21 protein-coding genes are annotated in these 26,154 nt (G+C 41.8%); 12 read left to right on the top strand and 9 right to left on the bottom strand.

The features are described 5' to 3' along the window. Window positions 1–24 precede the first annotated feature (24 nt). A complete protein-coding gene (locus BM739_RS11050; protein WP_076540585.1) occupies window positions 25–2,154 on the top strand; it encodes an alpha-galactosidase in 2,130 nt (709 codons plus the stop codon). A 107-nt stretch (window positions 2,155–2,261) separates the two neighbouring features. Here BM739_RS11050 and BM739_RS11045 read toward each other — a convergent pair whose 3' ends face one another. Then, window positions 2,262–2,960, bottom strand: a complete 699-nt coding sequence (locus tag BM739_RS11045) for a FadR/GntR family transcriptional regulator (protein WP_076540583.1) — start codon at window positions 2,958–2,960, stop codon at window positions 2,262–2,264. A gap of 204 nt (window positions 2,961–3,164) precedes the next feature. Between BM739_RS11045 and BM739_RS11040 the strand changes: the two genes are divergently transcribed. Both BM739_RS11040 and BM739_RS11035 read left to right on the top strand, forming a co-directional pair. Continuing rightward, window positions 3,165–3,944, top strand: coding sequence for an SDR family NAD(P)-dependent oxidoreductase (locus tag BM739_RS11040; RefSeq protein WP_076540581.1), 780 nt, complete (start codon window positions 3,165–3,167; stop codon window positions 3,942–3,944). 3 nt (window positions 3,945–3,947) lie between these two features. Beyond that, window positions 3,948–4,901 (top strand): 2-dehydro-3-deoxygalactonokinase, encoded by a 954-nt coding sequence (locus BM739_RS11035; RefSeq protein ID WP_076540579.1) that lies wholly within the window; start codon window positions 3,948–3,950, stop codon window positions 4,899–4,901. 6 nt (window positions 4,902–4,907) lie between these two features. Here BM739_RS11035 and glpD read toward each other — a convergent pair whose 3' ends face one another. Next, window positions 4,908–6,488 carry a glycerol-3-phosphate dehydrogenase gene (glpD, locus tag BM739_RS11030; RefSeq protein WP_076540577.1) on the bottom strand — a complete coding sequence of 527 codons (1,581 nt, stop codon included), beginning with the start codon at window positions 6,486–6,488 and terminating at the stop codon, window positions 4,908–4,910. A 320-nt stretch (window positions 6,489–6,808) separates the two neighbouring features. Here glpD and BM739_RS11025 point away from each other — a divergent pair, with 320 nt between their 5' ends. The 7 genes from BM739_RS11025 (at window position 6,809) to BM739_RS10995 (ending at window position 17,456) form a co-directional block, all read left to right on the top strand. Further along, the gene (locus tag BM739_RS11025) at window positions 6,809–7,858 is read left to right on the top strand and encodes a UDP-glucose--hexose-1-phosphate uridylyltransferase (RefSeq protein ID WP_076540575.1); all 1,050 of its coding nucleotides are present in this window, start codon (window positions 6,809–6,811) and stop codon (window positions 7,856–7,858) included. Next, a complete protein-coding gene (galK, locus tag BM739_RS11020) occupies window positions 7,851–9,002 on the top strand; it encodes a galactokinase (protein WP_076540573.1) in 1,152 nt (383 codons plus the stop codon). The genes BM739_RS11025 and galK overlap by 8 nt, the downstream gene beginning before the upstream one ends. Window positions 9,003–9,044: 42 nt before the next feature. Beyond that, window positions 9,045–10,385 carry an acetylhydrolase gene (locus tag BM739_RS11015; protein WP_076540570.1) on the top strand — a complete coding sequence of 447 codons (1,341 nt, stop codon included), beginning with the start codon at window positions 9,045–9,047 and terminating at the stop codon, window positions 10,383–10,385. Between the two features lie 396 nt (window positions 10,386–10,781). Continuing rightward, complete coding sequence (locus BM739_RS11010; protein ID WP_076540661.1) at window positions 10,782–13,523, top strand: TonB-dependent receptor; 2,742 nt, start codon at window positions 10,782–10,784, stop codon at window positions 13,521–13,523. A gap of 142 nt (window positions 13,524–13,665) precedes the next feature. After that, the gene (locus tag BM739_RS11005; RefSeq protein WP_076540568.1) at window positions 13,666–15,186 is read left to right on the top strand and encodes a tryptophan halogenase family protein; all 1,521 of its coding nucleotides are present in this window, start codon (window positions 13,666–13,668) and stop codon (window positions 15,184–15,186) included. Window positions 15,187–15,199: 13 nt separating this feature from the next. Further along, the gene (locus tag BM739_RS11000) at window positions 15,200–15,952 is read left to right on the top strand and encodes a SapC family protein (RefSeq protein WP_076540566.1); all 753 of its coding nucleotides are present in this window, start codon (window positions 15,200–15,202) and stop codon (window positions 15,950–15,952) included. 40 nt (window positions 15,953–15,992) lie between these two features. Next, the gene (locus BM739_RS10995; protein WP_076540564.1) at window positions 15,993–17,456 is read left to right on the top strand and encodes an SLC5 family protein; all 1,464 of its coding nucleotides are present in this window, start codon (window positions 15,993–15,995) and stop codon (window positions 17,454–17,456) included. A 183-nt stretch (window positions 17,457–17,639) separates the two neighbouring features. Here the strand turns inward: BM739_RS10995 and BM739_RS10990 are convergent, their stop codons facing one another. The 3 genes from BM739_RS10990 to BM739_RS10980 all read right to left on the bottom strand — a co-directional run bounded on the left by BM739_RS10990 (window position 17,640) and on the right by BM739_RS10980 (window position 20,830). Next, window positions 17,640–19,376 (bottom strand): ATP-binding protein, encoded by a 1,737-nt coding sequence (locus BM739_RS10990; protein WP_076540561.1) that lies wholly within the window; start codon window positions 19,374–19,376, stop codon window positions 17,640–17,642. A gap of 9 nt (window positions 19,377–19,385) precedes the next feature. Continuing rightward, window positions 19,386–19,919 (bottom strand): heme NO-binding domain-containing protein, encoded by a 534-nt coding sequence (locus BM739_RS10985; protein ID WP_076540558.1) that lies wholly within the window; start codon window positions 19,917–19,919, stop codon window positions 19,386–19,388. 344 nt (window positions 19,920–20,263) lie between these two features. Continuing rightward, window positions 20,264–20,830: an outer membrane beta-barrel protein gene (locus tag BM739_RS10980; RefSeq protein ID WP_076540556.1), complete on the bottom strand. Its 567-nt coding sequence runs from the start codon at window positions 20,828–20,830 to the stop codon at window positions 20,264–20,266. A gap of 540 nt (window positions 20,831–21,370) precedes the next feature. On the opposite strand from BM739_RS10980, the gene BM739_RS10975 reads away from it, so the two are divergent. Continuing rightward, window positions 21,371–22,693 carry an anaerobic C4-dicarboxylate transporter gene (locus tag BM739_RS10975; protein WP_076540555.1) on the top strand — a complete coding sequence of 441 codons (1,323 nt, stop codon included), beginning with the start codon at window positions 21,371–21,373 and terminating at the stop codon, window positions 22,691–22,693. A gap of 69 nt (window positions 22,694–22,762) precedes the next feature. On the opposite strand, the gene asnC is transcribed toward BM739_RS10975, so the two are convergent. The 4 genes from asnC to BM739_RS10955 form a co-directional block, all read right to left on the bottom strand. After that, window positions 22,763–23,224, bottom strand: a complete 462-nt coding sequence (asnC, locus tag BM739_RS10970) for a transcriptional regulator AsnC (protein ID WP_076540553.1) — start codon at window positions 23,222–23,224, stop codon at window positions 22,763–22,765. A gap of 120 nt (window positions 23,225–23,344) precedes the next feature. Next, a complete protein-coding gene (gene rluA, locus BM739_RS10965; protein WP_076540552.1) occupies window positions 23,345–24,022 on the bottom strand; it encodes a bifunctional tRNA pseudouridine(32) synthase/23S rRNA pseudouridine(746) synthase RluA in 678 nt (225 codons plus the stop codon). A gap of 135 nt (window positions 24,023–24,157) precedes the next feature. Then, window positions 24,158–24,448, bottom strand: coding sequence for a hypothetical protein (locus BM739_RS10960; protein WP_076540550.1), 291 nt, complete (start codon window positions 24,446–24,448; stop codon window positions 24,158–24,160). Window positions 24,449–24,484: 36 nt separating this feature from the next. After that, window positions 24,485–24,904: a hypothetical protein gene (locus tag BM739_RS10955; protein WP_076540548.1), complete on the bottom strand. Its 420-nt coding sequence runs from the start codon at window positions 24,902–24,904 to the stop codon at window positions 24,485–24,487. Window positions 24,905–25,083: 179 nt separating this feature from the next. Here BM739_RS10955 and BM739_RS10950 point away from each other — a divergent pair, with 179 nt between their 5' ends. After that, the gene (locus tag BM739_RS10950; RefSeq protein ID WP_076540546.1) at window positions 25,084–26,076 is read left to right on the top strand and encodes a 2-hydroxyacid dehydrogenase; all 993 of its coding nucleotides are present in this window, start codon (window positions 25,084–25,086) and stop codon (window positions 26,074–26,076) included. The last annotated feature ends 78 nt before the right edge of the window (window positions 26,077–26,154 follow it).

Here is a 26,154-nt window from a genome sequence, read left to right as displayed (position 1 = left end):
TCGTTCAAAAAGGAAATTGAATTCATGTTATCGTTTGCCTCTTCTGTTGTATTGCATAGCCTTAATAGCAGTTTAATCATTGATTGCCAGAGCAATACCCCGGCTATTGCCTACTTTGGAAAAAAATTATCCAATACCACCACTAGCGGGATGATCGACCAATTATCGACTCGTCAAGAGGCCAAATGCTCGGTTGTGACTGAAGCGCCCATTGCGCTATCTCCGTTAATGGGCCAAGGGTTTACTGGGGCGCCAGGGATTGAAATTAGCAATGATGCAGATGCTTGGTCTCTAGGCGGCAAGCTCACTCAGGTTAAGCAACAAGATAATCAGGTGGTATTCACTAGTAAAGATGAGCTACGCCAAATCAGCGTAATTCATAGCCTTAAACTTGACCCTCTTACCGATGTGCTAAGTGCTGAGACTCAGTTAATTAATGACAGCTCACAAGCCATGCAGCTAAATTGGTGCGCAGCGCCCACCATGCCGCTACCGCTGCATATTAATCAAATCATGTCTTTTGAGGGCCGTTGGTCAAATGAGTTTCAGCGTCATTCGTTTGATTTGTTCCTTGGCAGCTATGTACGAGAAAACCGCAAGGGTAAAACCTCCCACGATAACTTCCCCGGCTTAGTCATGCACAACAAGCTTACCCATGAGCAAGGCGGCGAGTGTTATGGGTTTCATTTAGGCTGGAGCGGTAACCACAAAATGCGCGCAGAATTACTGGCAGAAGGTCGCAGTTATGTGCAAATGGGTGAGCTACTCATGCCCGGTGAATTGTCATTGCCGCCGCAGCAGCGCTATCAAAGTCCAACGCTGTATATGGCCTATTCTGATCAAGGTTTTAGTGGTTTATCGGCTTGTTATCATCAATTTATTCGTCAGCAATTTATTCGTGAGCCAGTTAAACAAAAGCCGCGGCCAATTCATTACAACACTTGGGAAGGGATTTATTTTGACCATGATGTTGATACCTTAAAGTCGTTAGCTTCACAAGCGGCAGACATTGGCGCTGAGCGTTTTGTTCTTGATGATGGTTGGTTTAAAGGACGTCGTGGTGACTTTGCTGGTTTGGGCGATTGGACGGTGGACGAAGGCATTTATCCTCAGGGGCTTCAGCCATTAATTGATCATGTCAATCATGTAGGGATGGAATTTGGCTTATGGTTTGAGCCCGAAATGGTTAATCCAGACAGCGACTTATACCGCGCCCACCCTGATTGGGTATTACAAACCCGTGGTAATGAACAGCTCAAGTTTAGGAAACAACTGGTACTTGATTTAACTCGCAAACAAGTGACTGATTACTTATTTAACGCCATCAACGACATCTTGCTTGAGTACCCTCAAATTGTGTATATCAAATGGGACATGAACCGTGATTTAAACCATGCGGGTAACGCAATAGGCAAGCCTGCGGTACACCAGCAAACCTTGGCGGCTTATCAATTAATTGCCGATTTAAAGCAGGCGCATCCCCATGTTGAAATTGAAAGCTGCTCCTCAGGCGGCGCAAGAATTGATTTAGGCGTGTTACAGCATACTGACCGAGTATGGACATCGGATTCTAATGATGCGCTCGACAGATTACACATTCAACGTGGCTGCTCGTTCTTTTTTCCTGCTGAAATTATGGGCGCCCATGTTGGCCCGCGCGATTGTCATATTACCGGTCGCCACATCAGCATTGCGACCCGCGCCGCGGTGGCATTTTTCGGTCATATGGGCATTGAGATGGACCCAAGGGAATTAACCGACAATGAGCGTGAGCAATTACAGCAGATCATTAAATTGCATAAGCAACATCGTCAGTTAATCCACTCGGGTAAGTTAGTGCGTCTAGACAGTGATGGTTTATCGATAGATTTTGGGGTGGTTAATGCTGATGCAACTCAGGCGTTATTTGCCTATAACAGCATCAAAGAAACGCCACGCACTACTCCGCCTAAATACCGCTTTGCAGGGTTAAGTCCACAGGCGAAATATAAAATCACTACATTGTGGCCGACGCAGTTATTTGAGTATTCAGATAATGTTTTAGGTGTGATTGATGGCCAAGTATTTACTGGTGAGGCATTAATGTTTATTGGTATGCAGTTACCGGTCACCTTTCCGCAAACCTCATTAATCTTTGAATTGAATCAAGTTTGAACCGATAATTCACCTGCTAGTTAATGCAAAAATGCACCTCATTTGAGGTGCATTTTTATTGAATGCCAATATAAGCGACTTTCAATATGTAATTACAAAATATGTGATTAAAGCTTAGACTCAATCAACTCTAACGCTTCTTGTAAAATCATGGTCACTGCCGCTTGAGCTAATACCGGATTACGCATTTTTATCGCATTATAAATTTCTGCGTGCTTAGACACATCGGCTCCTGCGACACCTTTTATTTTGTTGGTATAGCGAATGCTCACTCGTAAAGCGGTTCCAATGAAGTCAGTTAACTGCACAAAAAAGCGGTTGCCACTGGCAATTAAAATACTGGTATGAAAAGCGATATCGGCTTCGAGCGGATCATCTAAGCCTTGTTCGGCTTCAGCCATGCGCTCTAAGGCTTTAGCAATATCATCTAGCTGTGCTTGGGTTGCATTCACTGATGCTAAGGCTGCCGCTTGTGGCTCCAGTGCCACGCGCACTTGAGTAAATTCTTTTAGTAATGACAAAGACGGTTTACTGCTTAATATCCAACGTAGTACATCGGTATCAAACATATTCCAGTGGCTTTCAGGCATGACTCTGATCCCTTGCTTAGGGCGTGAAGTAATTAAGCCTTTAGCTGATAGCATTTTTACCGCTTCACGGGTCGAACTACGACTGACATCGTATTCAATACATAAATCTGCTTCTGAGGGTAATCCCTCACCAATTGGGTAAACCCCTTTCACTATCGCAACACCAAGATCATGGGTTAATTGATGGGTTAAATTCTGTCGTGGTGTATTAGCCATGCCGATAAAGATCCAATTGTTGGTACATTAATCTGTTATATCATATTTAAATGCAAAGATGATATAACTTTGTTTTGCAGTAAATTAATGATAAAAGATTGATATAGAGCGGGTTTACACATTCATTTGGGGTCTGGTGTTCTATGTTATCAAGATGCATAACCCGCTCAATAAACAACATATCATTAAGTAAAATAATAATGGATGGAACCTAGGGTGAATGACTCAACTCAATACCAACAACTCAAAGAGAAAGTGATTTTCATTACAGGTGGTGCAAGTGGCATAGGTGCTGCCATGGTGAGCGCTTTTTTACAGCAAGAGGCCAAAGTCGCTTTGGTTGATATTGATGCCCAGACGGCGGATCTGCTCATCAGTCAATTACCTAGCAATGTTTGCCAGTCAATTTGGTTTAAAGCCGTTGATGTCACCGATATCAAAGCATTACAAGACGCTATTATAGAGGCCACCGCTCATTTTGGTCGGCTTGATGTGTTGATTAACAATGTCGCAGATGATACCCGTCATGAGGTTGAACACATATCGCCTGAGTCTTGGCATAAGTGTATGCAAGTTAATTTAGACCCGACATTTTTTGCCTCCCAAGCAGCCTTTAACGTCATGAAACAGCACAGATGTGGCAGTATCATTAATTTCAGTTCCATTACAGCCTTATTAGGCTCACAACAAATGACAGGTTATGTGACGGCTAAAGCGGGAATTATTGGCATGACTCGCGCCCTTGCAAAAGAGTTTGGCGAATATGGGGTACGAGTTAATGCCATTTTACCCGGTTGGGTGGCGACGGAAAAACAACTGTCGAGCTGGCTAACAAAAGAAGAAGAACAAAAGTGGACTGAATCAATGGCGATTAAACGTCGAATCACTCCTGAAGATGTGGCAGCGCTTGCGTTATTTTTAGCTTCAGATAACAGCCAAATGATCACCGGTCAGTGCATTAATATTGATGGCGGGAGAGCGTAAATCGTGGTCGGGAAAGCTCATTTTATTGCAATTGATTGGGGCACCAGCCATTTACGGGCTTATTTATGCCACATCAGTGTCAAGCAGCCCATTCAAGTGATTGAACGGGTTAACAGTTTAGGGGTACAGAAAATCCAAAGTGATTTTCAAACCACCTTATTAGAAACCATAAGCCCTTGGGTTGAACGATACGGGGTGCTAGATATTTTAATGATAGGCCAAATAGGCTCCAGTATCGGCTGGAAAGAAACCCCTTATCTGCCTTGCCCTATTGCTCCTGAACAAATTATTTATGCTGGTATGAGTTTTTGTTGTCACGGTAATCCTATTACTATTTTCCCCGGTCTTAGTTGCCAAATAGCGCCGCATCATTTTGATGCTATGCGCGGCGAAGAATGTCAGTTACTGGGCTGGTTAAACTTATCTGCAGCAAACAAACAAGGGCGACATCTTGTTTGTTTGCCGGGCACTCATACTAAGTGGGTACTCATTGAAGACGGTGTGGTACAGCTCTTTAAAACGGCTTTAACCGGTGAGTTATACGACTTACTATCAAATCAAAGCGTCCTTATCCAAGATAAAGCCACTGAAACAGACTTTGATTTTGACGCATTTACCCAAGGTGCTAAGTTCATTTTAGACAGTGAGATAGATAACTTTAGCCACGGCTTGTTTAGCGTCAGAAGCCAGCAATTGTTTAACAATACCAGCCCTAAACAAGCTCATTGTTACCTGTCGGGATTATTAATTGCCCATGATGTTAAGGCGGCAATAAACGCTAAAGAATGGGATTTTAGCGGTTTACCACCCATCACCATTATTGGCCCTGAGCATCTCAGTCAATGCTTTGCGAATGTATTGAGTCGTTGTCAAATTAACACGCAATTGGTTAGTGTGAACCAAGCAACCTTAAAAGGTTTTGAGGTGGTGTATCAGAAAATGAGTCAATACCATTAACGGCCGTTAACCTGTATCGGCCATTGACGTTAAGTTTTGTGTATCGCAAACTTGATTGCCAATCGTGGCTTGGCAATGCTTTGTTCGTCGACTCATTAGATAAGATTGCAACACTTGGGTTTGCTGTGCATTAAAACGTAATCCCACCTTGGTTCGGCGCCATAAAATATCACTGGCATCCTGTGCCCATTCATTGGCAATAAGGTAGTCGACTTCAGCTGCATATAATCCATGGCCAAAGTCTTGCCCTAACTGTGCCTCGCAAGTTGCTGAGCCAATAACATCCATCGTTAAAGTGCCGTAACTTCTTGCCCAGCGGTGGATAAGTTGCTGGGGCATATTTGGGTACAGGGCTTTTAACTGTGCTAACAAGGTGGTAATTGAAGAAATATTACCACCGGGTAAAGGTTGATTGGCGGTGTTGCTTGGGGCTAATTGCGGAAAATAAGCGGCTAATTGATTAACCGCAGCTTCAGACAATTTACGATAGGTAGTAATTTTGCCACCAAAAGCAGACAGTAAGACTGCAGCTTGCTGGCCATCATCAAGCTTTGGGGCGTCAATTTCAAATCGATAATCACGACTTACTTTCTGGGCGGATTCAGCTTCGTCATCAATTAAAGGCCTCACACCAGAAAAGGTATGCAATACGTCATTACGGCTAATCTGCTGCTTAAAATAACTGTTGGTGATATCAATCAGGTAGTCAATTTCTTCATCGTTAATCTGTACTTGCCCAGGATCGCCTTGATAATCCATATCTGTGGTACCAATTAATGAATAATCATCTTCAAAAGGCAGAATAAATACGATGCGCTGATCTTCATTTTGCAAGATATAAGCTTGGGGCTGTGAATGAATACGAGGCACGACAATGTGGCTGCCTCTGACCAAACGGATGTTTTGTGGACTAGTGAAGGGCAATACATCATCAAACAATTTCGCCACCCATGGGCCAGAGGCATTCACTAGCGCTTTTGATTTAACCGAAAATTGCTTGCCTGTTTGCTGGCATTCCAAAGTGACAAGCCAGTGTTGCTGTTCACGTTTAGCGTTAACGCAGCGGGTGCGAGTATAAATCTGGGCACCCAGTTGCTTGGCCTGCAATGCATTTAGCACCACCATTCGAGAGTCATCAACCCAAGCATCGGCATAACTAAAGCCTTTGGTTATTTCTGATTTTAGCGGATTATCTGCTGAGAACTTAATGGATTTTGATTTTGGTAAGGTAATTCTTTTCGCCAAGTTGTCATACATCATCAGCCCAAGGCGGATCATCCAGGCCGGGCGCAAGTGATCTTGATGAGGTAAATGAAACGTTAACGGCTTAATAATATGAGGCGCATTTCTTAATAGCACTTCGCGCTCAGCTAATGCCTCTTTGACTAATCTAAATTCATAATGCTCAAGGTAGCGCAATCCACCATGGATCAATTTGCTACTATTTGATGAGGTAGCAGATGCCAAGTCATTTTGTTCACATAACAATATTTTTAAACCGCGACTAGCAGCATCGGCAGCGATACCAACACCATTAATGCCGCCGCCAATCACCACAATATCGTACATTTCTGAAGCGGTTCTCATTACCGTCTATCCTTGTTTACTGCGCTACACTCTGTGTATTTAACCTATTAAAAGTAAGATAAATACAAATTCAATATATTATATGATAAATACTATATATTGTTTTTTATCATAGCGAAAGCGCGTACTTAAGCGCAAGCAACAGCCATTGCTGTTTTAAATATAACCCGTTTGAGTAAACTTGACAGTCTGACTATTTTAGTCACATTAAGTTAACAACTTACGTTGCTGTGACTTGTACAAATAAAAAATCAATAGTAGTATTTATCATATAAATACTAAAAATCACTTATGATATTGCATTTTAGCTAGAGGATTGCATGGCTGATCTTGAATTTACTCACCGTCGAAAGAACCCATTAAGCGGTGATTGGGTGTTAGTGTCACCCCAGAGGAATAATCGCCCATGGCAAGGGGCGACAGAGGCAAGTGAACAAACCAGTTTGCCTAGCTATGATGCTAATTGCCCACTATGTTCAGGTAATCAGCGTGCAAACAATGTAACTAACCCTGAATATCAAGGCACCTTTGTATTTACTAATGACTTTGGGGCGCTCAACCCAACTCACCAAGCTGTTGCACAAGATAGCAAACAGCCACTATTTATGGCGGAAGCTGCTAGCGGTGAATGTCGGGTAATTTGTTTTTCTGATCAGCATAATGTCACCTTGCCAGAACTGCCACTGACGGCCATAGAACAGCTCGTCAACACCTGGCAGTTAAACTATCAAGAGTTGGCTAAGCAGTATCGCTGCGTACATATTTTCGAAAATAAAGGTGCGGTAATGGGTTGCTCTCAACCTCATCCTCACGGACAAATTTGGGCACACGATCATCTTTCCAGTGAAATAGCACTAGAAGATGTCAATCAGCAAGCCTATTTTGCCAAACATGGTCGCGCACTGCTGGGCGATTATGTGGATCATGAAATTGAGGCCAAGCAACGTATCGTGTTCGAAAATCAACATTGGTTGGTCGTAGTGCCTTATTGGGCTGCATGGCCATTTGAAACCTTGGTGGTAGCCAAAGAGGATATTCGCCACTTTGGGCAAATGACCCAAGCACATAAAGCTTCTCTTGCTGAAGCGATTAAAGTGTTAACAACCAAATATGACAATCTATTCAATTGCAGTTTTCCATACTCAATGGGCTGGCACAATGCACCGTCACAGCCAACACAAGATGATAGTCATTGGCGATTACATGGCCATTTTTACCCGCCACTGCTTCGTTCTGCAACAGTCAAAAAACATATGGTTGGCTATGAGATGCTGGCTGAAAGTCAACGAGATTTAACGGCTGAAACCGCAGCAACACTACTGCAGCAAGCCAGTAGCATTCATTACAAGCAAGGAAGCCCTAATGAGTAACCCAACACTTGCTCAGCGTTTTGAGCAAATCTATCACACCAAAGCACAAGGTATTGCCAGCGCACCAGGGCGAGTCAACATTATTGGTGAATTTACCGATTATAATGATGGCTTTGTCTTGCCTAGTGCACTGACATTCTTAACCCAAGTGGCTTACCGCCAACGCGATGATAACCAAGTGGTTGTTCGCTCTAGTATGTACCCGAATGAGGTCGAGTCTTTTTCGCTGTCCGCGCCGATTACGCAGGGGAACTCGCAATGGGGCAACTATATACGTGCAGTGGCATTTGTATTGCAACGTGCTGGGCATAAGCTTCAAGGCGTTGACTTATTAATTGAAAGTGATGTCCCGCAAGGTAGCGGGCTTTCATCTTCAGCGGCACTTGAAGTGGCGATTGCTGGCATGTTTAATCAGCTTAGCCAACTGGGATTATCATTAGAGCAAATCGCTGTTTTTGGTCAGCAAGCAGAAAATGATTTTATGGATTGCCAATGTGGCATCATGGATCAATTAATTTCGGCCAAAGGTGTGCCGCAACACGCTTTATTGATTGATTGCCAGCACCTACAAACGAAAGCGATTCAAATACCAGCAGATTTAAATCTGGTCATCGTTAACTCCAACTACCCGCGCAAACTTGTTGACAGTGAATACAATCAACGCCGTATAGATTGCGAACAAGCCGCCAGCAAAATGGGGGTAAGCAGTTTACGTTTAGCAGACGTGGCGCTACTACAAACCCATAAAGATCAACTCACAGCAACCGAATTTAAACGAGCTCATCACGTGATCAGTGAAAACGCTCGCGTGTTAGCGGCAACCAAAGCCTTAGCGGCTAATGATATGGATCATCTTCGTCAACTGATGACAGCATCACATCAATCATTAAAATTCGATTTTGAAGTCACAGTTCCTGCTACAGACGGTTTGGTTGAGATTTGCCAGCAAGCGTTAGGCGATCGCGGCGCAGTCAGAATGACTGGTGGCGGCTTTGGTGGTGCAATTGTGTGCCTATGTCGTGAGCAAGATGTCGATATCATTAGGCAAGCTATTGATAATCAATACCAAAGCCGTTTTGGCTTGCAAGCGGATGTGTATGTCTGCCAAGCTGGCAGCGGTTTAACCATTACCCCTGTACAGTAACCTGATCACAGGTTAATCAATAATAATAGAAGGGATATCTATATGATTGTTAGTAATAAAATACCTACAGGTATTATGAGCGTTCTTGCATCTACTTGTTTACTAATAAATATGGCTCAGGCTGCTGAGCAGCTTTATCCAGTCGCCTTACCAATAAAGGTGGCACCTGCTTTATCTGCTGCAGGGCAAGCTGAAAACTCACTTTACCCAGTAGGGGTAAAAACGGTGACGATAACCCATAAAAACCAATTTGACGTGATGAGTCAAAGCGTGACAGATAGACAGCTAACACTGGAGGTTTGGTACCCTGCTAACGTCACAGACAAACAGCTAAAAGACCATAGCACTAAAACCAGCTACGCCAATCAAACCCGATTAGGTCAGCCTTTTGAGATGGCTGCCAACGCTTATCGTGATGCTGAAATTAGGGTGGAACCAAAGCAATCCTTTCCCGTTATCGTGCTATCTCATGGCTATACAGGTTACCGCACTATTATGTTTTATCTTGGCGAGCATCTTGCTGCCAACGGTTATGTTGTTGCCGCTATCGACCATACAGATTCAACAAATGCTGAAGTTGATATGGTAAATACCCCCTTTAGCGGCTTTTTTAGTACCTTGTTAAATCGCGCTCGCGATCAACAATTTACCTTAGATTACCTGACGGCCCAAACTCATTTTGCCAGCAGTGTCATTGATAAAAATCATGCCGGTTTGCTGGGGTATTCAATGGGAGGTTATGGCGCAATTAATACAGTTGGCGGCTGTTATCAGTTTAATGAAAAGACCACTGCGCAATTTACTGGGACAGATAACCCTCAGGTGATCCAGCAGGCAATGGCATTATTAAATACTTGCACAGCCGGTAAAGCCGATGTTCAAACCGATCCTAAATGGCAAGCTGCGGTAGCCATAGCACCATGGGGAGCGCAGCATCAGTTATTTGCGCCTAAATCACTGCAAAACATTGACGTACCCATGCTATATATTGCGGGTGACTTAGATGATGTTTCTGGCTATGAGGGCATTGAAGATGCTTATCAGCAAACAGGATCGCCAAGTTATTTACTTACCTACCATAATGCACGGCATAATATTGCGCCGCATCCCGCCCCTAAAGTAGCCTTTAATAATGACTTGGATTTAGGTCATTATTTTGAGCCAGCGTGGGACAGTCGTCAGTTAAATGCGATAAACGAACATTTTGTCTTAGCCATGATGGACTGTCATGTGAAGAAACAAGCTAAGCAATGTGAGTTCCTGCAACTTGAAGGTTCGTCAAACCAACAAAATGTTGAAGGTAAGCCTACACCTGCCTGGAAAGGCTTTCCTGCACGTTTTGCCACAGGTATGAGCTGGAAAAGTAACTCTTCGCAGCATTAAAGCTGAAAGTGACTACGGCAAAAATTACGTAATTGTTCTAATTATGTAATTTTTGCTGAAGGTGAATATTGAAGATTTCAGCGGCTTTCACCTCCAAACATTAGGCTCTGCTAAATAACTAGCTTTGCTTGCTCTCATGAGTGAATGTAAGCAAGTCTATGATTAATAATGTATAAAATATAAAAATAAGCTATAACCATTCCTCGCTTAAATGTGAAAAAATCACCGCGTTTGTTGCAATAAACCACCAGTATTCTAAAGCCAGTTGTTAAGAAAAGGTTGATATTCAACCCTAATTAATATATTTATAAGATAAATACGTTTTAATTATAAGATCAGACTTTTTCAAAAAAGCAACAAACACAAACAGGGGAGATAGAAATGCATACAAAAGGAATGTCTACACTGGGAAAAAGGACCAGCATTGCACTTGCAATTGCAGGTGCTTTGGGCAGCATGGGAGCTGTCGCTGCAGAAGCAGATCAAGGTGCAGATCAAATTGAAGTCATTGCGGTAACAGGGATACGTAGTAGTTTAAAAAACTCAATGCTTGATAAGAAATCAGCAGACGTGGTTTCTGATGGTATTTCAGCAGAAGATTTAGGTAAATTTCCTGATTTAAACGTAGCTGAATCATTACAGCGTATTACTGGGGTTTCTATCGATCGTAGCGGCGGGGAAGGCCAAGCGGTCACTGTACGTGGTTTTGGCCCTCAGTTTAACACTGTGTTGGTTAATGGTCGTCAGGTAGCAACAGATAGTGCTGGCCGCGAATTTAACTTTGATATTCTGGCCGCAGATCAAATTACTGGGGCCAATGTTTACAAAACCACCAATGCCACCATGCAAGAGGGTGGTATTGGTGGCACGATTGATATATCAACGGCAAAACCATTCGACTATGAAGGTTTCCAGTTGGTAGGTTCAATTAAAGGTATGTATGAAAGTCTTTCAGAAGAGGTTTCACCTTCTGCATCAGCTTTGATCAGTAATACTTTTAACGATGATAAAATGGGCGTGTTATTGGCCGTGAGTCATCAAGAACGTAAAGTTCAAATTAATCAAATTGCCACAGCCGGTTGGCGTTCAGGGCAAACCATTTCTAACAGTCGCGATGGCGTGTTGTTTACCAATGCTTATATTCCACGTAACTGGGATCAAATAGTTGATGAGCAAGACCGCACTAGAACTAACGGCAGTTTAGTTTTGCAATACGCCCCCTCTGAAGATGTGAGTATTACCTTAGATGGTTTTATCTCTAAATTTGAAGTGGATTCACAAGTTACTGATTTAGCATCTTGGTTTGAACCAGATCGTGTAGGCAACGCAACAATTGATCCTGCAACAGGTACCTTACTTACCTTCAGCCAAGATATTGGTTTGAGTAGCGGTAGTGGCGATCCTGCAACGGATTTCGTTTCTCACACCCGTAACTCTCGTGACGTCACTAACCAAGGTTACGGCTTAAATGTAAAGTGGGATATTAACGATCAATTAAAAGCTGACTTTGATGTGTCAACCTCAACGGCTGAAAACGACCGTGCAGGCCGTGACCGCTTCAACGTTGTGGGTATGATCAATAATTATGCCTTTGATGGTACAGGTAGCACTCCGACGGTTGAGCATGACGGTTTTGGTGGCGGCAACTTACCAGATCCTAACTTATCTCGTATGCACTACAACGAGAAAGGTAACCAGTTTACTGATGAAGACGAAATTACTGAATACAAAGCGGATTTTGAATATACCCCTGACTCTATTGTATTTACTAAGGCAAATTTTGGTATATACCGTCAAGAGCGTGAAAAATCATCATTCCAAGTTTATGGTAACCAATGTGCATTCTGCGGTTATGGTCAAGCAGCACCTAACGATGTTATTGATTTCCGCCCATTTACCGCCAATAACTTTTTCCCTGGATTAATCGATACCTTCTATACCTATGATGGTGACGCAGTCATCGATTATTTAGCGGATACAGGTAACCCAATTGTACCGACCCTACAAAATAACCGTTACACCATTAATGAAGATATCAATAGCTTGTATATGAATTTTACCTTTGTATATGATGTTGCTGATATGCCATTAACGGTTGATTTAGGTGCTCGTTATTCAACTACTGATGTTGAAGTTTCTGCGATACAAAGTTTTGTTACCGATATTGTGCCTACCTCAGATGCGACGTTATTTGCCAATGTATACGGCCCTGCAACTAACATCACTGATGGCGGCAGTTATTCAAACTTGCTACCTAGCCTGAATGTTAAGTTAGATGTGCAAGATGACATGGTGTTACGTTTTGCGGTTTATGATTCATTAACCCGTCCAACAATGTCGCAGATGTCACCATCTACGACATTCAATGAGCCTCGCCGTCAAAATTTAACCGCAAGTGGTGGTAACCCTTCACTTGAACCTTTTAGAGCTCAAAACTGGGATATTTCCTACGAGTGGTATTACAACGATGCCAGCTTATTCAGTTTTGCCTTTTTCAGTAAAGAAGTAGAAGACTTCATCGTGACCTTAACGGGTGAAGAAAGCTATAACATGACTGATCGTGAGCCGACTGACTTTTTGTGTAATACCAATAATTCTGAGCTATGTTCATCTGACTTAGTGCCAGTGACAGAAGAATTAAATGGTGCGCAAGAGACTTACACTGTGACAAGACCAAGAAACGGTGAGTCAGCTCGAATCACCGGTTATGAGATCGCTTTAACTCATATGTTTGATAATGGTTTTGGTATTACAGCTAATGCCACAGTGGTAGATAGCAATGTAAAAGTTGATGCGAATACTACCCAAAGCTTTGCTTTAGAAGGCTTGGGTGATTCACAAAACCTTATTTTGTTCTATGAGCAAGACAGCTGGCAAGCGCGTGTAGCCTTTAACAATCGTGAAGGCTTCTTACGTCAGTTAGATAATGGATTTAACGGCGAACCTGTTAATACTGAAACCTTTGGTCAGTGGGATATTAGCGCAAGCTACGATATTAACGAGCATGTATCTGTGTTTGTTGAAGGGATTAATATTACTGAAGAAGAATTAGTGCAAACCGGACGCTTTGGTAATCAAATCTACTCAGTTGAAGACAATGGTTCACGCTATGCTGTTGGCTTTAGAGGTAAGTTCTAACGCTTAAAAGTGATATAAGACAGGTGCTTGCACCTGTCTTTTTTTCAATAGTCTTTTGTTAAGCCTTACTCTATTAGGGTTTAGCAAATGATTATTTCAAATGATATATTGTGTCTTCGATTTAAACAGGAAGTATAAATCTATGCCGAAATCAATAACAAAAATCGCCATCGTAGGCGGCGGCACAGCGGGTTGGTTAACTGCAGCAATCCTCGCATCTCAGCATAAAAATCATCACATGAGCGGTATAGAAATCACCCTCATTGAATCATCAGATATTCCAACTGTAGGGGTAGGCGAGGGGACTTGGCCGACCATGAAAAACACCCTACAACAAATTGGTCTAAAAGAAAGTGATGTTTTTAAAGCTTGTCATGCCACTTTTAAGCAAGGCGGAAAGTTTGTCAATTGGGTGCATGGAAATGGCGACTTTTACTACCACCCCTTTACTGTACCGCTAGGTTATGGCCGTATCGACCTTGCCCCGTATGTTGACGATATTAAAGACTATGCGCCTGAATCTAATTTTCAGCATGCTATCTGCGAAGCGGGCTTAGCGCCGCGGGGCATGGCTGAAGGTGAATACCAAGGCAGCTGTAACTATGCTTACCACCTTGATGCTGGCGCTTTTGCTGAAGTACTCAAGCAGCACTGTAAAACCAACTTAAACGTTAATCATCTGATTGATACCGTCGCCACGGTTAACCAAGATGAGCAGGGTGATATTGTCAGCCTTTCGTTAACCGATAACCCAGATTTTTATGCTGATTTATTTATTGATTGTACTGGCCTTGCCGCTTTATTAATCGGTAAAACCTTAAAAGTGCCGTTCATAAAACAAGATAAAGTATTGTTTAATGACCGCGCTCTAGCGATGCAAGTGCCTTACGAGCACGATCGCAGTCCTATTGCTTCTCACACCATTGCCACCGCCCAAGATGCTGGTTGGATATGGGATATTGGCTTAACCCATCGCCGTGGTGTTGGTCATGTGTATTCCAGTCAGTATCTAACGGACGAGCAAGCCGAGCAAAACCTGCGTAATTATATTGGTCCTGCCGCTGAAGGATTAGCGGTTAAAAAGATCAGTTATCAAAGCGGTCACCGCGAACGCTTTTGGCAGAATAACTGTGTCGCAGTCGGCATGGCTGGCGGGTTTGTTGAGCCACTAGAAGCCACGGCGATTATGTTGATTGAAATGTCGGCTCGATTTATTGCCGAAAACTTACCGGTTAATCGATCCGTCATGGCGATTACCGCCAAGCGATTTAATCAGCAGATGAGTTACCGCTGGCGTCGCATTATTGATTTTTTAAAGCTGCATTATATGCTCACTAAGCGCAAAGAGCCCTATTGGCAAGCCCATTGCGACATTGAATCTATTCCACAATCCTTGCAAGAGGATCTGGCTATTTGGGCATTTCGTGGCCCAACAAGTCATGATTTTAATGGCCCAATTGAGCTATTTCCTGCGGCTAGCTACCAGTATGTGCTGTACGGCATGGAGTTTAAACCTGACTTTAGCCAGCAAGCTCACCTTTACCAGCAACAAGCACAAGCTCAGTCAATACTGCAGCGTAATCAACAGCTCACTCAGCAAATGCTAAGTAACTTACCCCCTCATCGTGATTTTATAACCAAATGGTTAGCAAGCACTTACTAAAAGAATAATAACAATGAAAACATTAGTCGAACTGTCACCAGAACTTCATCAACAGCTATATGTAGTGCCTCACAGTGGCGCTAAAAATGCCGCCAAGCAAAACCTTGTTAATTTGCGGGTAACGGAAGTGGCCAAAGCGGCCTGTAGCATGGCTATCTTTTTTGTACGTGATAATCAAACTGGCCAGCAAGTGCTTACAGGTTTTACCAGTTTTGAACAAGGTAACAATTTATTTGTTACTGATAGCCAATGGCAAGGCTCATATCCCCCCACGAGCTTACAGACCTTTCCATTTTATTTGATGCAATCGCCTGATAATCCACAGCAGTACACCATTGGGATCGATGCGGATGACAGCGCACTCTCAGCTGAGTCCGGACAAGCTATTTTTGAACAAGATGGCAGCGCCAGTTTGTACCTTAGCAATATTAAAAATCTGATCGAAGCAGATATGCATAACGACATGCTAACCCAAAGGTTTAGCCAAAAAATATCTGAATTAGGCCTAATGAAATACATCACCATTGTGGTTAACCATCAAGATGGTTTGCCACAAAATCTAACCGGTTTAATCACGATTAATGAAGAGAAATTACAACAACTAGACAGTGAAACCTTGGCTGAACTCAACAAGCTAGGCTATCTGTCGCCGCTGTATGCCATGTTGATGTCGCTATATCAGCTCAATAGCCTCATTCAGCTTCATAATAAAACCTTGGCGGGTAACAAAATTAGTAACATCAAATTAGAAGTCAGCAAAAGCTAGACATTGTGCTGAAAATAACAATAAACACTGGGGATATACAATGTCAGACAACACTATTCAAATTATAGTATTCGTGGTTGTCACCGCAATAATTGGCTTAATGACCTATTTGAAATGCCGTGGCTCTAACAGATTAAAAACAAATCAAAATAAAGAGTACTTTCTCGCTGGTGGCGGCTTAAGTTGGATGTTTGTCGCCGGCTCTATCACCTTAACTAACTTGAGCACAGATCAGCTCGTAGGCATGAATGGTAATCAAATGGCGCTGCTGGCTTGGTGGGAGTTTGCCGCGGTCATTGGCTTAATTATTTTAGCCAAAGTGTTTTTACCGGTTTATTACCGCTATAACTGCACCACCACCACAGAACTTTTAGAAAAACGTTATAACAATAAACACATACGTGCGGTTATTGGTGGCTTATTTTTACTGGGTAATGCGTTTATTTACATGCCAGCGGTTATCTACTCAGGTTCGCTATTTATGCAAACTATGTTTAATGTCGATATCCCTTTGATGTATATCGCAATCGCATTTGCTAGCTTAGGTGCTATCTATGCTTTTTTTGGTGGACTGCGCGCAGTTGCGGTATCAGATACCTACTCAGGTGTGCTACTTCTTACCATGGCCATTTTAGTGGTCTTTATGGCACTGCAGGCCATCAATTTTGATTTTAGTGATATCCCTGCCGAGCGCTTAACTCTGATTGGTGATACTGACTCGCCGTTACCGTGGCAAACCTTATTCACCGGGATGATCTTTATTCAAATGTATTACTGGGGCACAAACCAAACCATTACCCAAAGAGCCATGGCGGCCCCCAATGTGAAAGAAGCGCAAAAAGGGGTATTGGTCGCTGCTGGTATTCGCTTATTGATTGTACCAGCCATTGTTGTTTTGCCTGGCATCATCTCATACAAATTGTATGGCGATATTGGTGATACTGCATATGGCCGCATTGTTGGTGATGTAATGCCAACATGGTTAACAGGTGTATTTGCTGCCGCTATGGCTGCTGCTGTGCTATCAACCTACAACTCTCTGCTTAACTCTGCTACTGCATTATATGTTTGCGATATCCATGAAACCTACATTAAAGCCGATCCTAATGTGGTGCATTTAAGTGGTTGGGTGACCTTACTATTAAGTGCCCTAACGTTGACTTTAGTGCCTATTTACCAGCAAGCAGAAAGCATTATTAATCTATTGCAGCAGCTAAACGGCTTACTAAGCATGCCTATTTTATCTATCTTTATTGTCGGTTTAGTTTTTAAAAATGTCGATGCTCGTGCCGGTATTGGTGCAGTGATTTTTGGGGTGTTGCTATATGCCTCATTAACATTTGAGTTCTCGCCGTTATTTTCGAGCTGGCACTATATTCACTTGATGCCAATAACCTTAATTGCCTGTATCAGTTTTGCGTTATTAGCTAATCGTTTTATTTTTAAAAATAGTGTGTCTTTTTCGGATAAAAGCGCTGATAAAGAGGCTGCTACAGTAGCCTGATAAGTTTCCCCTAAGCAAAATGGCTAATACTGAAAGGTATTAGCCATTTTTTTTGAAGTTATATTGGATTAAGAGCGCTTCTTAAGCAAAACTGTCATTTTTATCAGTATGATGCAGGTCATTAAAGGGCGTACTTTTACATAAATAGGAAAATTAGCATTTTACCAAAGGTCATCTGATGAGCTAAATATCATAGTTTTGTAGCCCATAGCTCCATTTTTTTAACGCAGCCTCTAACTCTTTTAGTTTATAAGGTTTGTGTAAAATGTCATTCATGCCTGATTCAACGCATTCAGCTACTTCTGTGGATGTGGTGCCTGCCGTTAGTGCAATAATCGGTTTAGTGTAACCCTGCTCACGTAGGTGTTTGGTGGTTTGAAAACCGTCTAAAATGGGCATGCGGCAATCCATTAAGATGATATCAAATTCATTATTTTTTAAGACTTCAAGGGCGAGTTCTCCATTATCTGCGAACTGATAGTTTATGTTAAATTTATCTAGCATCATGCCTAAAATAACTTGATTGGTCTTGATGTCTTCTACGGCTAAAATGTGTAGATGATTGATACTGTGAGTATTATTGTTTACCTCAATAACACTTTGATTATTCTCTACGGCAAGTTCAAGGGGAAGCTTAACGGTAAACTCTGTCCCTTTATCAAGGGTACTGACTAAGCTGACTTCACCATTCATTAATTCAATCAACTGCTTACAAATGGATAGCCCTAAACCAGTTCCCTCAAACTTTCTTTGGCTAGAGTTATCGACTTGGGTGAAGGGCTCAAATAAGCTTGCTTGCTTATTTTTGGGGATACCGCAGCCAGTGTCAGAGATAATAAAAATCAATGACGTGTCTTGCCATGATGTGTGTAGATGAATCGATCCTTGATTGGTAAATTTAACTGAATTGCCGATTAGGTTGATTAGGATTTGTTTAATCCTGTCTGCATCCCCAAGTAGAGTGGTAGGTATTGATTGGTCCATTTTGCAAGCAAATGTCAGTCCCTTGGCTTTGATTTTTTCAGCAAAAATTTGTTCTATGGTATCAATTAGGGTTTGAGGACTGAATGTGGTTAATTTCAGCTCAAGCATACCAGCGTTCATTTTACTGATATCAAGTAAGTCATTAATGATAACTCGAAGCATTTCTCCCGCTTGATGTACGCTCATGAGTAATTTTTTTTGGTAGCTGGTAATGGAGGTGTCTTCCATGAGTTCAGCTGCCCCAAGTAAGCCATTTAAGGGGGTTCTTAATTCATGGTTAATCATTGCCACAAAGTCACGGGTGGACTTTTCTGAGTGTTCAGCTCTGATCTTTTCTTTAATGGTCTTGTTAAGTAATAATTGGCGTTGAAAAGAGGCACTTATCATATCGGCAATTAAACAGTATTGTTTTTCAATCACGCGATGCCAGCTTTCTTGAGGGCAGGTATGGAAAATAAAATGTAATCGGCCCACTTTTTTAGGTCCAAACTGCAGATATACCACAAGCTCGGTTTTATCTTGATTCCATTGGAAATTATCTTTTGTGGTTGGAAACTCATCGAAGGTGGATTCTTCACCGGATTGTAAGTGTTTATGTTCTAATATATCCAAGCTGGAAGACAAGCGGATTGCTTTAATATTGGCAGTATCCATTAGATCTTCAAGTAATTGTTGGATCACCAGATCACTGGGAGGGACTTGTAATAACTGCGAGTTATAATGTGACAGGGTAGATTCTAATTTATTGATGAAGATCAGCAGTTGTTCATCTTGTTCAGCTTGTTTTTTCGCAACAACTAAAGAGTCTTCCACAAGTAATTTTGCGAAATAGAGTTCGGTACTTTTTTCTTCCAATAGCGATTCAGCAGCTTTGCGAATTTTAGTTTCTCGTTGAATCTTTTTCTTCAGCAGCTCTATTGTTTTTTCACTATCCATTTATAAAGCCTAAACTTTGCTCAATGTAAAGCGAACCTGAGAACCGTCCGCTTGAATCGGTTTCATTTGGATATCAATTTTTTCATTAAAATATTCAGCGCAGCCTTCAATGAGACCAAAACAAACATGAGAAAAACAACGGGCAGAAATATAATCTAACACCATGTCATATTCACTGCTGGAAATAAGGTCAAACTTGGGGGGCTTTGCATCGCCGTAAAGCTTTTTAACTTCAAGATGAATATATTCTTCGACTTGGGTAATAAATTGAAAAGTCGAGGTCGAGTTAATTTTAAGCTCTGGCATACTGCCTAATAAATTAGTGAATACTGATTTACCATATACAGTCTGTAATTCTTCAATACTAATACTTGTTATTTTACTTAAAGAGATAATCAGTTTGACTAAATCCTTATGATCGTAGGTGCCAGCGGAGGTATACACCCCTTCATCTCCATTTTCATCAAGTATTTCTTGGCATACTTCTAAACCAAATGTTGTTTCAACAAGTTCTAAAAACTCAGAAAAAATAATACCCTTCATAATCATCCTTAATTAATGTCTTTGTATTGAGTATAGCCATAAAACGACATTACTCTGCAGTAAATAGCAGTTTTTTTAGACAAACTGGAATGTTGTAAAACTATTCTGATACTCGGGCAAACAGATATCGTCAGCGATGAAAGCGAGCAAGGTTAGTTATTATTGAGGTGATTGCTCAGACAAGCTCTGAGTCTTTAATGCCTCAACTAATGCCCTATGTGGAATGGGTTTGAGCGCGCAAACAAAGCTGAATAATAGTGTTCTTATTTTCAGCTAATGAAAAAGGATGCCAAGGCATCCTTATTTGTTTCATTGGGTATTGAGACTTTAAATTGGCGTTAAGCTTAGAACTTATAATCAATAGCCAAATACACTTGCTGTGTATCATTTAATGAGAAGCTGGCACTATTCGCCCCATTAGATGCGTTCACATCATAATCTTGTTTTAAGTAGCGATAGCCCACTTCAGTCGACCAGCTGTCATTAATGTCATACATCAAACCTGTTTGACCACCCCATACAAAGGTATTTTTAGAGTCAAAGCCACTGTCTTTAATCCCGTTATGTGTCATACCTGCCGTAGCACCAACAAACCAGTTCACTTTATTACTGTCACCTAAGCCAACAAGGTAATCGTATGATAATAAGAAGGTTTGTTGTCTTACCAGATCATCAGAGTTATAGCCGTAGGTCGCATAGATACGATTGTTGTCATTGAGGTAGTTACCCACTCTAAATTGGTAGCTTATATCTTCTTCTTGATTTTTTTGGTTACCTTCTAAGCTAGATTTCATTTTATAGGTATCTTGCTGATAACCTGCTGCGCCACCCACAAACCAATCTGATGCCATGGCTGGCACTGACATTACTGATGAGATTAAACCCGCTAGAACAAGATGCTTTGTTTTCATTTTTTACTCCAAGTATAAATAATTTGTCACTGTGTTTTTGCTTGAAGTCATCATAGTTGGCGCTAGCTGAATCATTACTGAATGAATTTGTTGACGTTTTTTCTGATGATTTAGTCTGCTATGGATTGTGTGCAAGCTAGGCTTGAAAAGTTAACTCAATTATCGCGGTGGGCTTTTAAGCAATAAGCTTGAATTTGAAGGGGCTGTCTTATGGATTTTTTTAATCTAGGTGCTGTATTTCAAAAGGCTGAATTATAGCTAGATCACAAATATGGCAGATAGTAATGAGATTGTATGCGCTTGGTCACCTTATCGTTTTTTATCAGCCTTTTGAGGATGATGTTTCATGTATAACCTTGTATGTGGCTAAATAAGAAGGATAACTAAAATTTAAGCCATAAATTCAGATAATTGAAACAAATTTTGAAATTGTATCGGTTTGCTTTTGTCGATAATTAACGCTGTTGCTGAGTTAGCTAATTGCTTAGTTGTCCCAAGTCAGGCTCGAAAACGATAGGGTTTTACTAAGGAGGTTGGCTGGTGTTTTATGTTCATATGTTGTTATTGCTTGCGGTGATCTTTGTGGGGATCCGCCATGGCGGGGTCGCATTTGGGTTATTAGGGGGCTTAGGGGTTTCCGTATTAGCGTTTGCCTTCGGAATCGCACCCGGTTCACCGCCAGTGAGCGTGATGTTGATTATCTTAGCGGTTGTTGCGGCATCTGCAACCTTAGAGGCCACAGGTGGCCTAAAATTACTGGTTAAATACGCGGAAAAACTATTAAGAAAACATCCCAATCAAATTACCTTTTTAGGGCCATTATGTACCTATTCATTAACTGTGTTAGTGGGTACGGGGCATTCAGTTTATCCATTATTACCGGTTATTTATGATGTAGCCTATAAAAAAGGTATCCGCCCTGAGCGTCCTTTAGCCATGGCTACCGTGGCATCACAAATGGGCATTACTGCCAGCCCAATTGCCGCAGCCGCCGCCGTGGTGATGGCAACGGCAATGGATAATCAGCTTGATATTAGCTTAATCAATGTTTTATCTGTCACTATCCCAGCGACCTTAGTAGGGGTATTAGCAGGTTGTGCTTGGAGCTTAAATCGCGGTAAAGATCTTGATAAAGATGAAGACTTTCAAGCGCGTTTAAAAGATGACGAGTTTAAAAACAACTTAATTGACCCAGAAATTGAAACAGATGATCAAGTTCAAAGCGATACCATAGCAAAAAGAGGCTTAATGCTGTTTTTAGGCGGTATTTTATCTGTGATCATGTTGGCAATGTTCAGCAAAGAATTACTGCCTGAAGGCGTAAAAATGTCGGTAGCCATTCAGTTTATGATGCTATCCGTTGGCGCAATAATTTTGCTGGCAACTAAAGTCTCGCCGCAAAAAATCGTTAACAGTAATGTGTTTACAGCCGGTATGACCGCGGTGGTGATTATCTTTGGTATTGCATGGTTAAGTGACACCATTATTGGCCATCATAAGAGTTACTTAGTGAGCTCATTGAGTGATTTGGTCAGTGCTTACCCTTGGTCGTTTGCCATTGCGATGTTTATGGCATCAATATTCTTAAAAAGTCAGGCAGCCGTGCTAACCATTATGTTCCCACTGGGGTTTGCATTAGGCATTCCAGCGCCTGTGCTGATTGGGGTTATTCCAGCCTGTTACGCTTATTTCTTCTTTCCGTTTTATCCAAGTGATTTAGCAGCGATCAGTTTTGACCGCTCTGGTACCACTAATATTGGTAAGTACGTCCTCAATCACAGCTTTATTGTTCCTGGATTTATTGGGGTGAGCACCGCAACCGTACTGGGCTACTTCCTATCAACAGTGGTGATAAACCATTAGGCTATCGCAACATTAACTTAATAAAATGCCCAGCAATTGCTGGGCATTTTTGTATCGATAATTCAGTGTTTAAGGCTTAACACCGCGAACGATAGGGTTTTGCAGGCTTATTAAGGTTTCTGTCGATTGAATTTCATCGATCGATTGAATGCGATTAATTAACACGTGCTGTAAGCCATCGATTGACTGGCACATCACTTTGACAAAAACGCTGTAGTTACCTGTGGTGTAATAGGCTTCTACCACTTCTTCAAGGGCGTTGAGTTTTGAGATAGCAGCAGGGTAATCGCCGGCACTTTTTAAGTTAATCCCAATAAAACAGCACACATCATAACCTAGGGCTTTAGGGTCTACTGTAATGCGCGCGCCGGTGATAATCCCAGCTTGCTTCATTTTTTCCACTCGCACATGAATGGTGCCGGCACTTACTGCAAAACGCTTTGCCAGCTCTGCAAATGGGGTTCTGGCCTCTTGCATTAATGCTTCTAAGATCTGGTTATCTAGCTGGTCACGCTGAAATGGAGTTTCCATAGTAAAATGCCTAATTAAATTATAATTAGGCATTAATTTACGGATAAATGTGATGATTGGCTATCAAAAAGTTCTCATGATTAGTTTTTTACTAAGCAGTTATCGTCAATTATGCTGAGATTATTGCGTCTCTAAGGGCAATATAAACGGCACTTCAGCATTAAAGGTTAATGGCGTTTGATGATAAGGATGCTTTATGGTCAATTCCGCCGCATGGAGTAACAGCCTGCTTGATAGACTTTTTGCCCAGGGATCAGCATAAAAGCCATCACCTAAAATTGGATGGCCAATTGCCATCATATGGACTCTAAGTTGATGGGAGCGACCTGTAATAGGAGTTAGCTTAACCAGTGTCGATTTTTTAGCGTAACTCACCACTTCAACATGGGTTAAAGACGGTTTACCAACAAGGTGGTCGACTTTCTGTTTAGGCCTATTAGGCCAGTCACAAATTAAGGGGTAATTAACTTGCTTAACTGCCGGGCTGACATGGCCTGCGACTCTGGCATAGTATGTTTTGGCGGTTTCACGATCGCGAAATTGGCGTTTCAGTTCACGTTCGGCGTTACGCCTTAACGCCACCACAATGACCCCAGAGGTCGCCATATCAAGTCGGTGGACTATGTGTGAATTAGGAAAGCGTTCAAGTACTCGGCTATAGATACTGTCATGATATTGAGCTTGGCGGCCAGGAATAGACAGTAATCCAGATGGCTTATTCAAAACGATAATATCTTTATCTTCATGAATAATATCTAACCAAGGATCGGTTGGGGGAGTATAGATAAAGTCTGCCATGTGTTGCGCCTAGCCTTAATAGAGAATGCGCGGCAAAGATACCTATCCCTTGGCGTGAGTGCAAGTCATCTGAGCCTATTTGAGAAGGTTATAGCTTTTATACAAAGCTTGAACTCATGGTTTATTAAAAAGCTTTTATGAAAACGCATTGCCGTTGACGTGCATGATAGTGAATGTCCACACCACAAAGGCTAGCGGAATATGGACTAAGGCATAAAAACCTTGGTCTAAACGGGTTAACCCTTGGGCGTTCCAAATTAAAAACACATGACTGAACACCACTAGCGGAAATAACGCCAGTAAAGGGTAGAGTGCAAATGGGCTCGCATCAGCAAAAATACTGTGGCTGAATAAAGCCCAAAAAACCATAAAACTTGTGGTTAAAGGCGGTGTTGCTAATCGATATTGTTCTGGGTAAGGGAACATCTGTTAACCTTAAGTTTGACATGTTGTAACTCTAGGTTAACCTTTTATTTCCTTTTTGCCATGTATTACTTTTCTATGAATGACTGAATAATGCCTTAAACCCGCGGGACCATGGGATACGATGACAGATAATAGGATGATAAAAATAGTAATTTCAGGTTTCCAGTTGGCCATAGGGATAAACAGCAGTAATAGCAGTACCTTAAAAATAGTCAGTACCCCTTTAAGCTGGATAAGCCAGCGCCAATCTCTGATGACTTCCCATAGCAGTAAAGCAAGGCCACTGGCCATGGCTAAGATCCAGTAATTGAGCCAAAGTGATTGCTCTAAGCCAAGCAAAATTCCACCGCCAGCGCCGACCACACCGACAATATGTAATGCTCTCAGGCTGGTTTTTCCTAGACGTTGAATCCAAAAATGAACTTCTGATACTTGCTGTTGCTGCTTTTTTGACATGTCTATACACATATTCCTGTGAGTAATGTCTCAGCTTAACAAGAAGATCTAAAATGATCAGCGATCTGTAGCAAAAACTCAATTATTGTTATGCTTTAACCAAAGGCTCAATCGCGCTGACTGAGTAACATCGGGCAACAGGCTTTTGATGAGCCAATTAAACAACACAGGAGTTGATTATGAAAATCGGGTTCTTTAGTGCTAAGCACTACGATATTCAGCATTTTGATGCCATGAATACAGGCTTTAACGCAGAGATTGAATATTTCGATTATCGACTTTGTATGCAAACAGTAAAATTGGCTGATGGCTTTGAAGTGGTGTGTGCCTTTGTCAATGACTCCTTATGTGAAGAAGTATTGGTTGAGCTGGCCAGTGGCGGCACTAAGATCATCGCCATGCGCTGTGCAGGTTTTAACAATGTCGATTTAGCTGCCGCAAAGCGATTAGGTATTAAAGTGGTTAACGTGCCGGCGTATTCACCAGAGTCAGTGGCTGAACACACTATTGCCTTAATGTTGACCCTCAATCGCAAAATTCATAAAGCATATCAGCGCACCAGAGACGCGAACTTTGCCTTAACTGGGCTGGTGGGCTTTAATATGCAAGGTAAGACGGTTGGGGTTATTGGCACCGGTAAAATCGGTCTGGCGACCATTAAAATCTTACAAGGTTTTGGCTGTAAAGTGGTAGCTTACGATCCGTACCCTAATCCTGCAGTTGAAGCATTAGGCGTTGAGTATATTGACTTAGAAGCACTCTATCCTCAATGTGATGTGATCAGTTTGCATTGCCCATTAACACCTGAAAACCATCACCTATTATCAGCAAAGACATTTGCGAAAATGAAAACCGGTGTGATGGTGGTTAATACCAGTCGTGGCGGCTTGCTTAATGCCATTGATGCCATGGAAGCGTTAAAAACCGGTAAAATAGGTTCATTGGCGTTAGATGTTTATGAAAATGAGAAAGAGTTATTTTTCCAAGACAATTCCAATGAATTTATTCAAGATGATGTCTTTAGAAGGCTTTCTGCTTGTCATAATGTTATTTTTACCGGACATCAGGCTTTCTTAACCGTTGAAGCGCTTAATGCAATTGCCCAAACGACGCTGCAAAATGTCACCGATTTACTTGGTGGTCAGCGCTGCGTTAATGAACTTACCGTCTAGTTCAGTTGCCAATTGCATTAGTAAAGGATAGAGAAAAATCGACTTAGCCCAAGCTTAGGTTACTTAACAAGGAATCAG

Origin of the sequence: Shewanella sp. UCD-KL21 (genome assembly GCF_001957135.1) — a bacterium.
In the GTDB taxonomy this organism is placed as follows: Bacteria; Pseudomonadota; Gammaproteobacteria; order Enterobacterales; family Shewanellaceae; genus Shewanella.
This window is presented reverse-complemented; position numbering and strand designations above follow the sequence as displayed.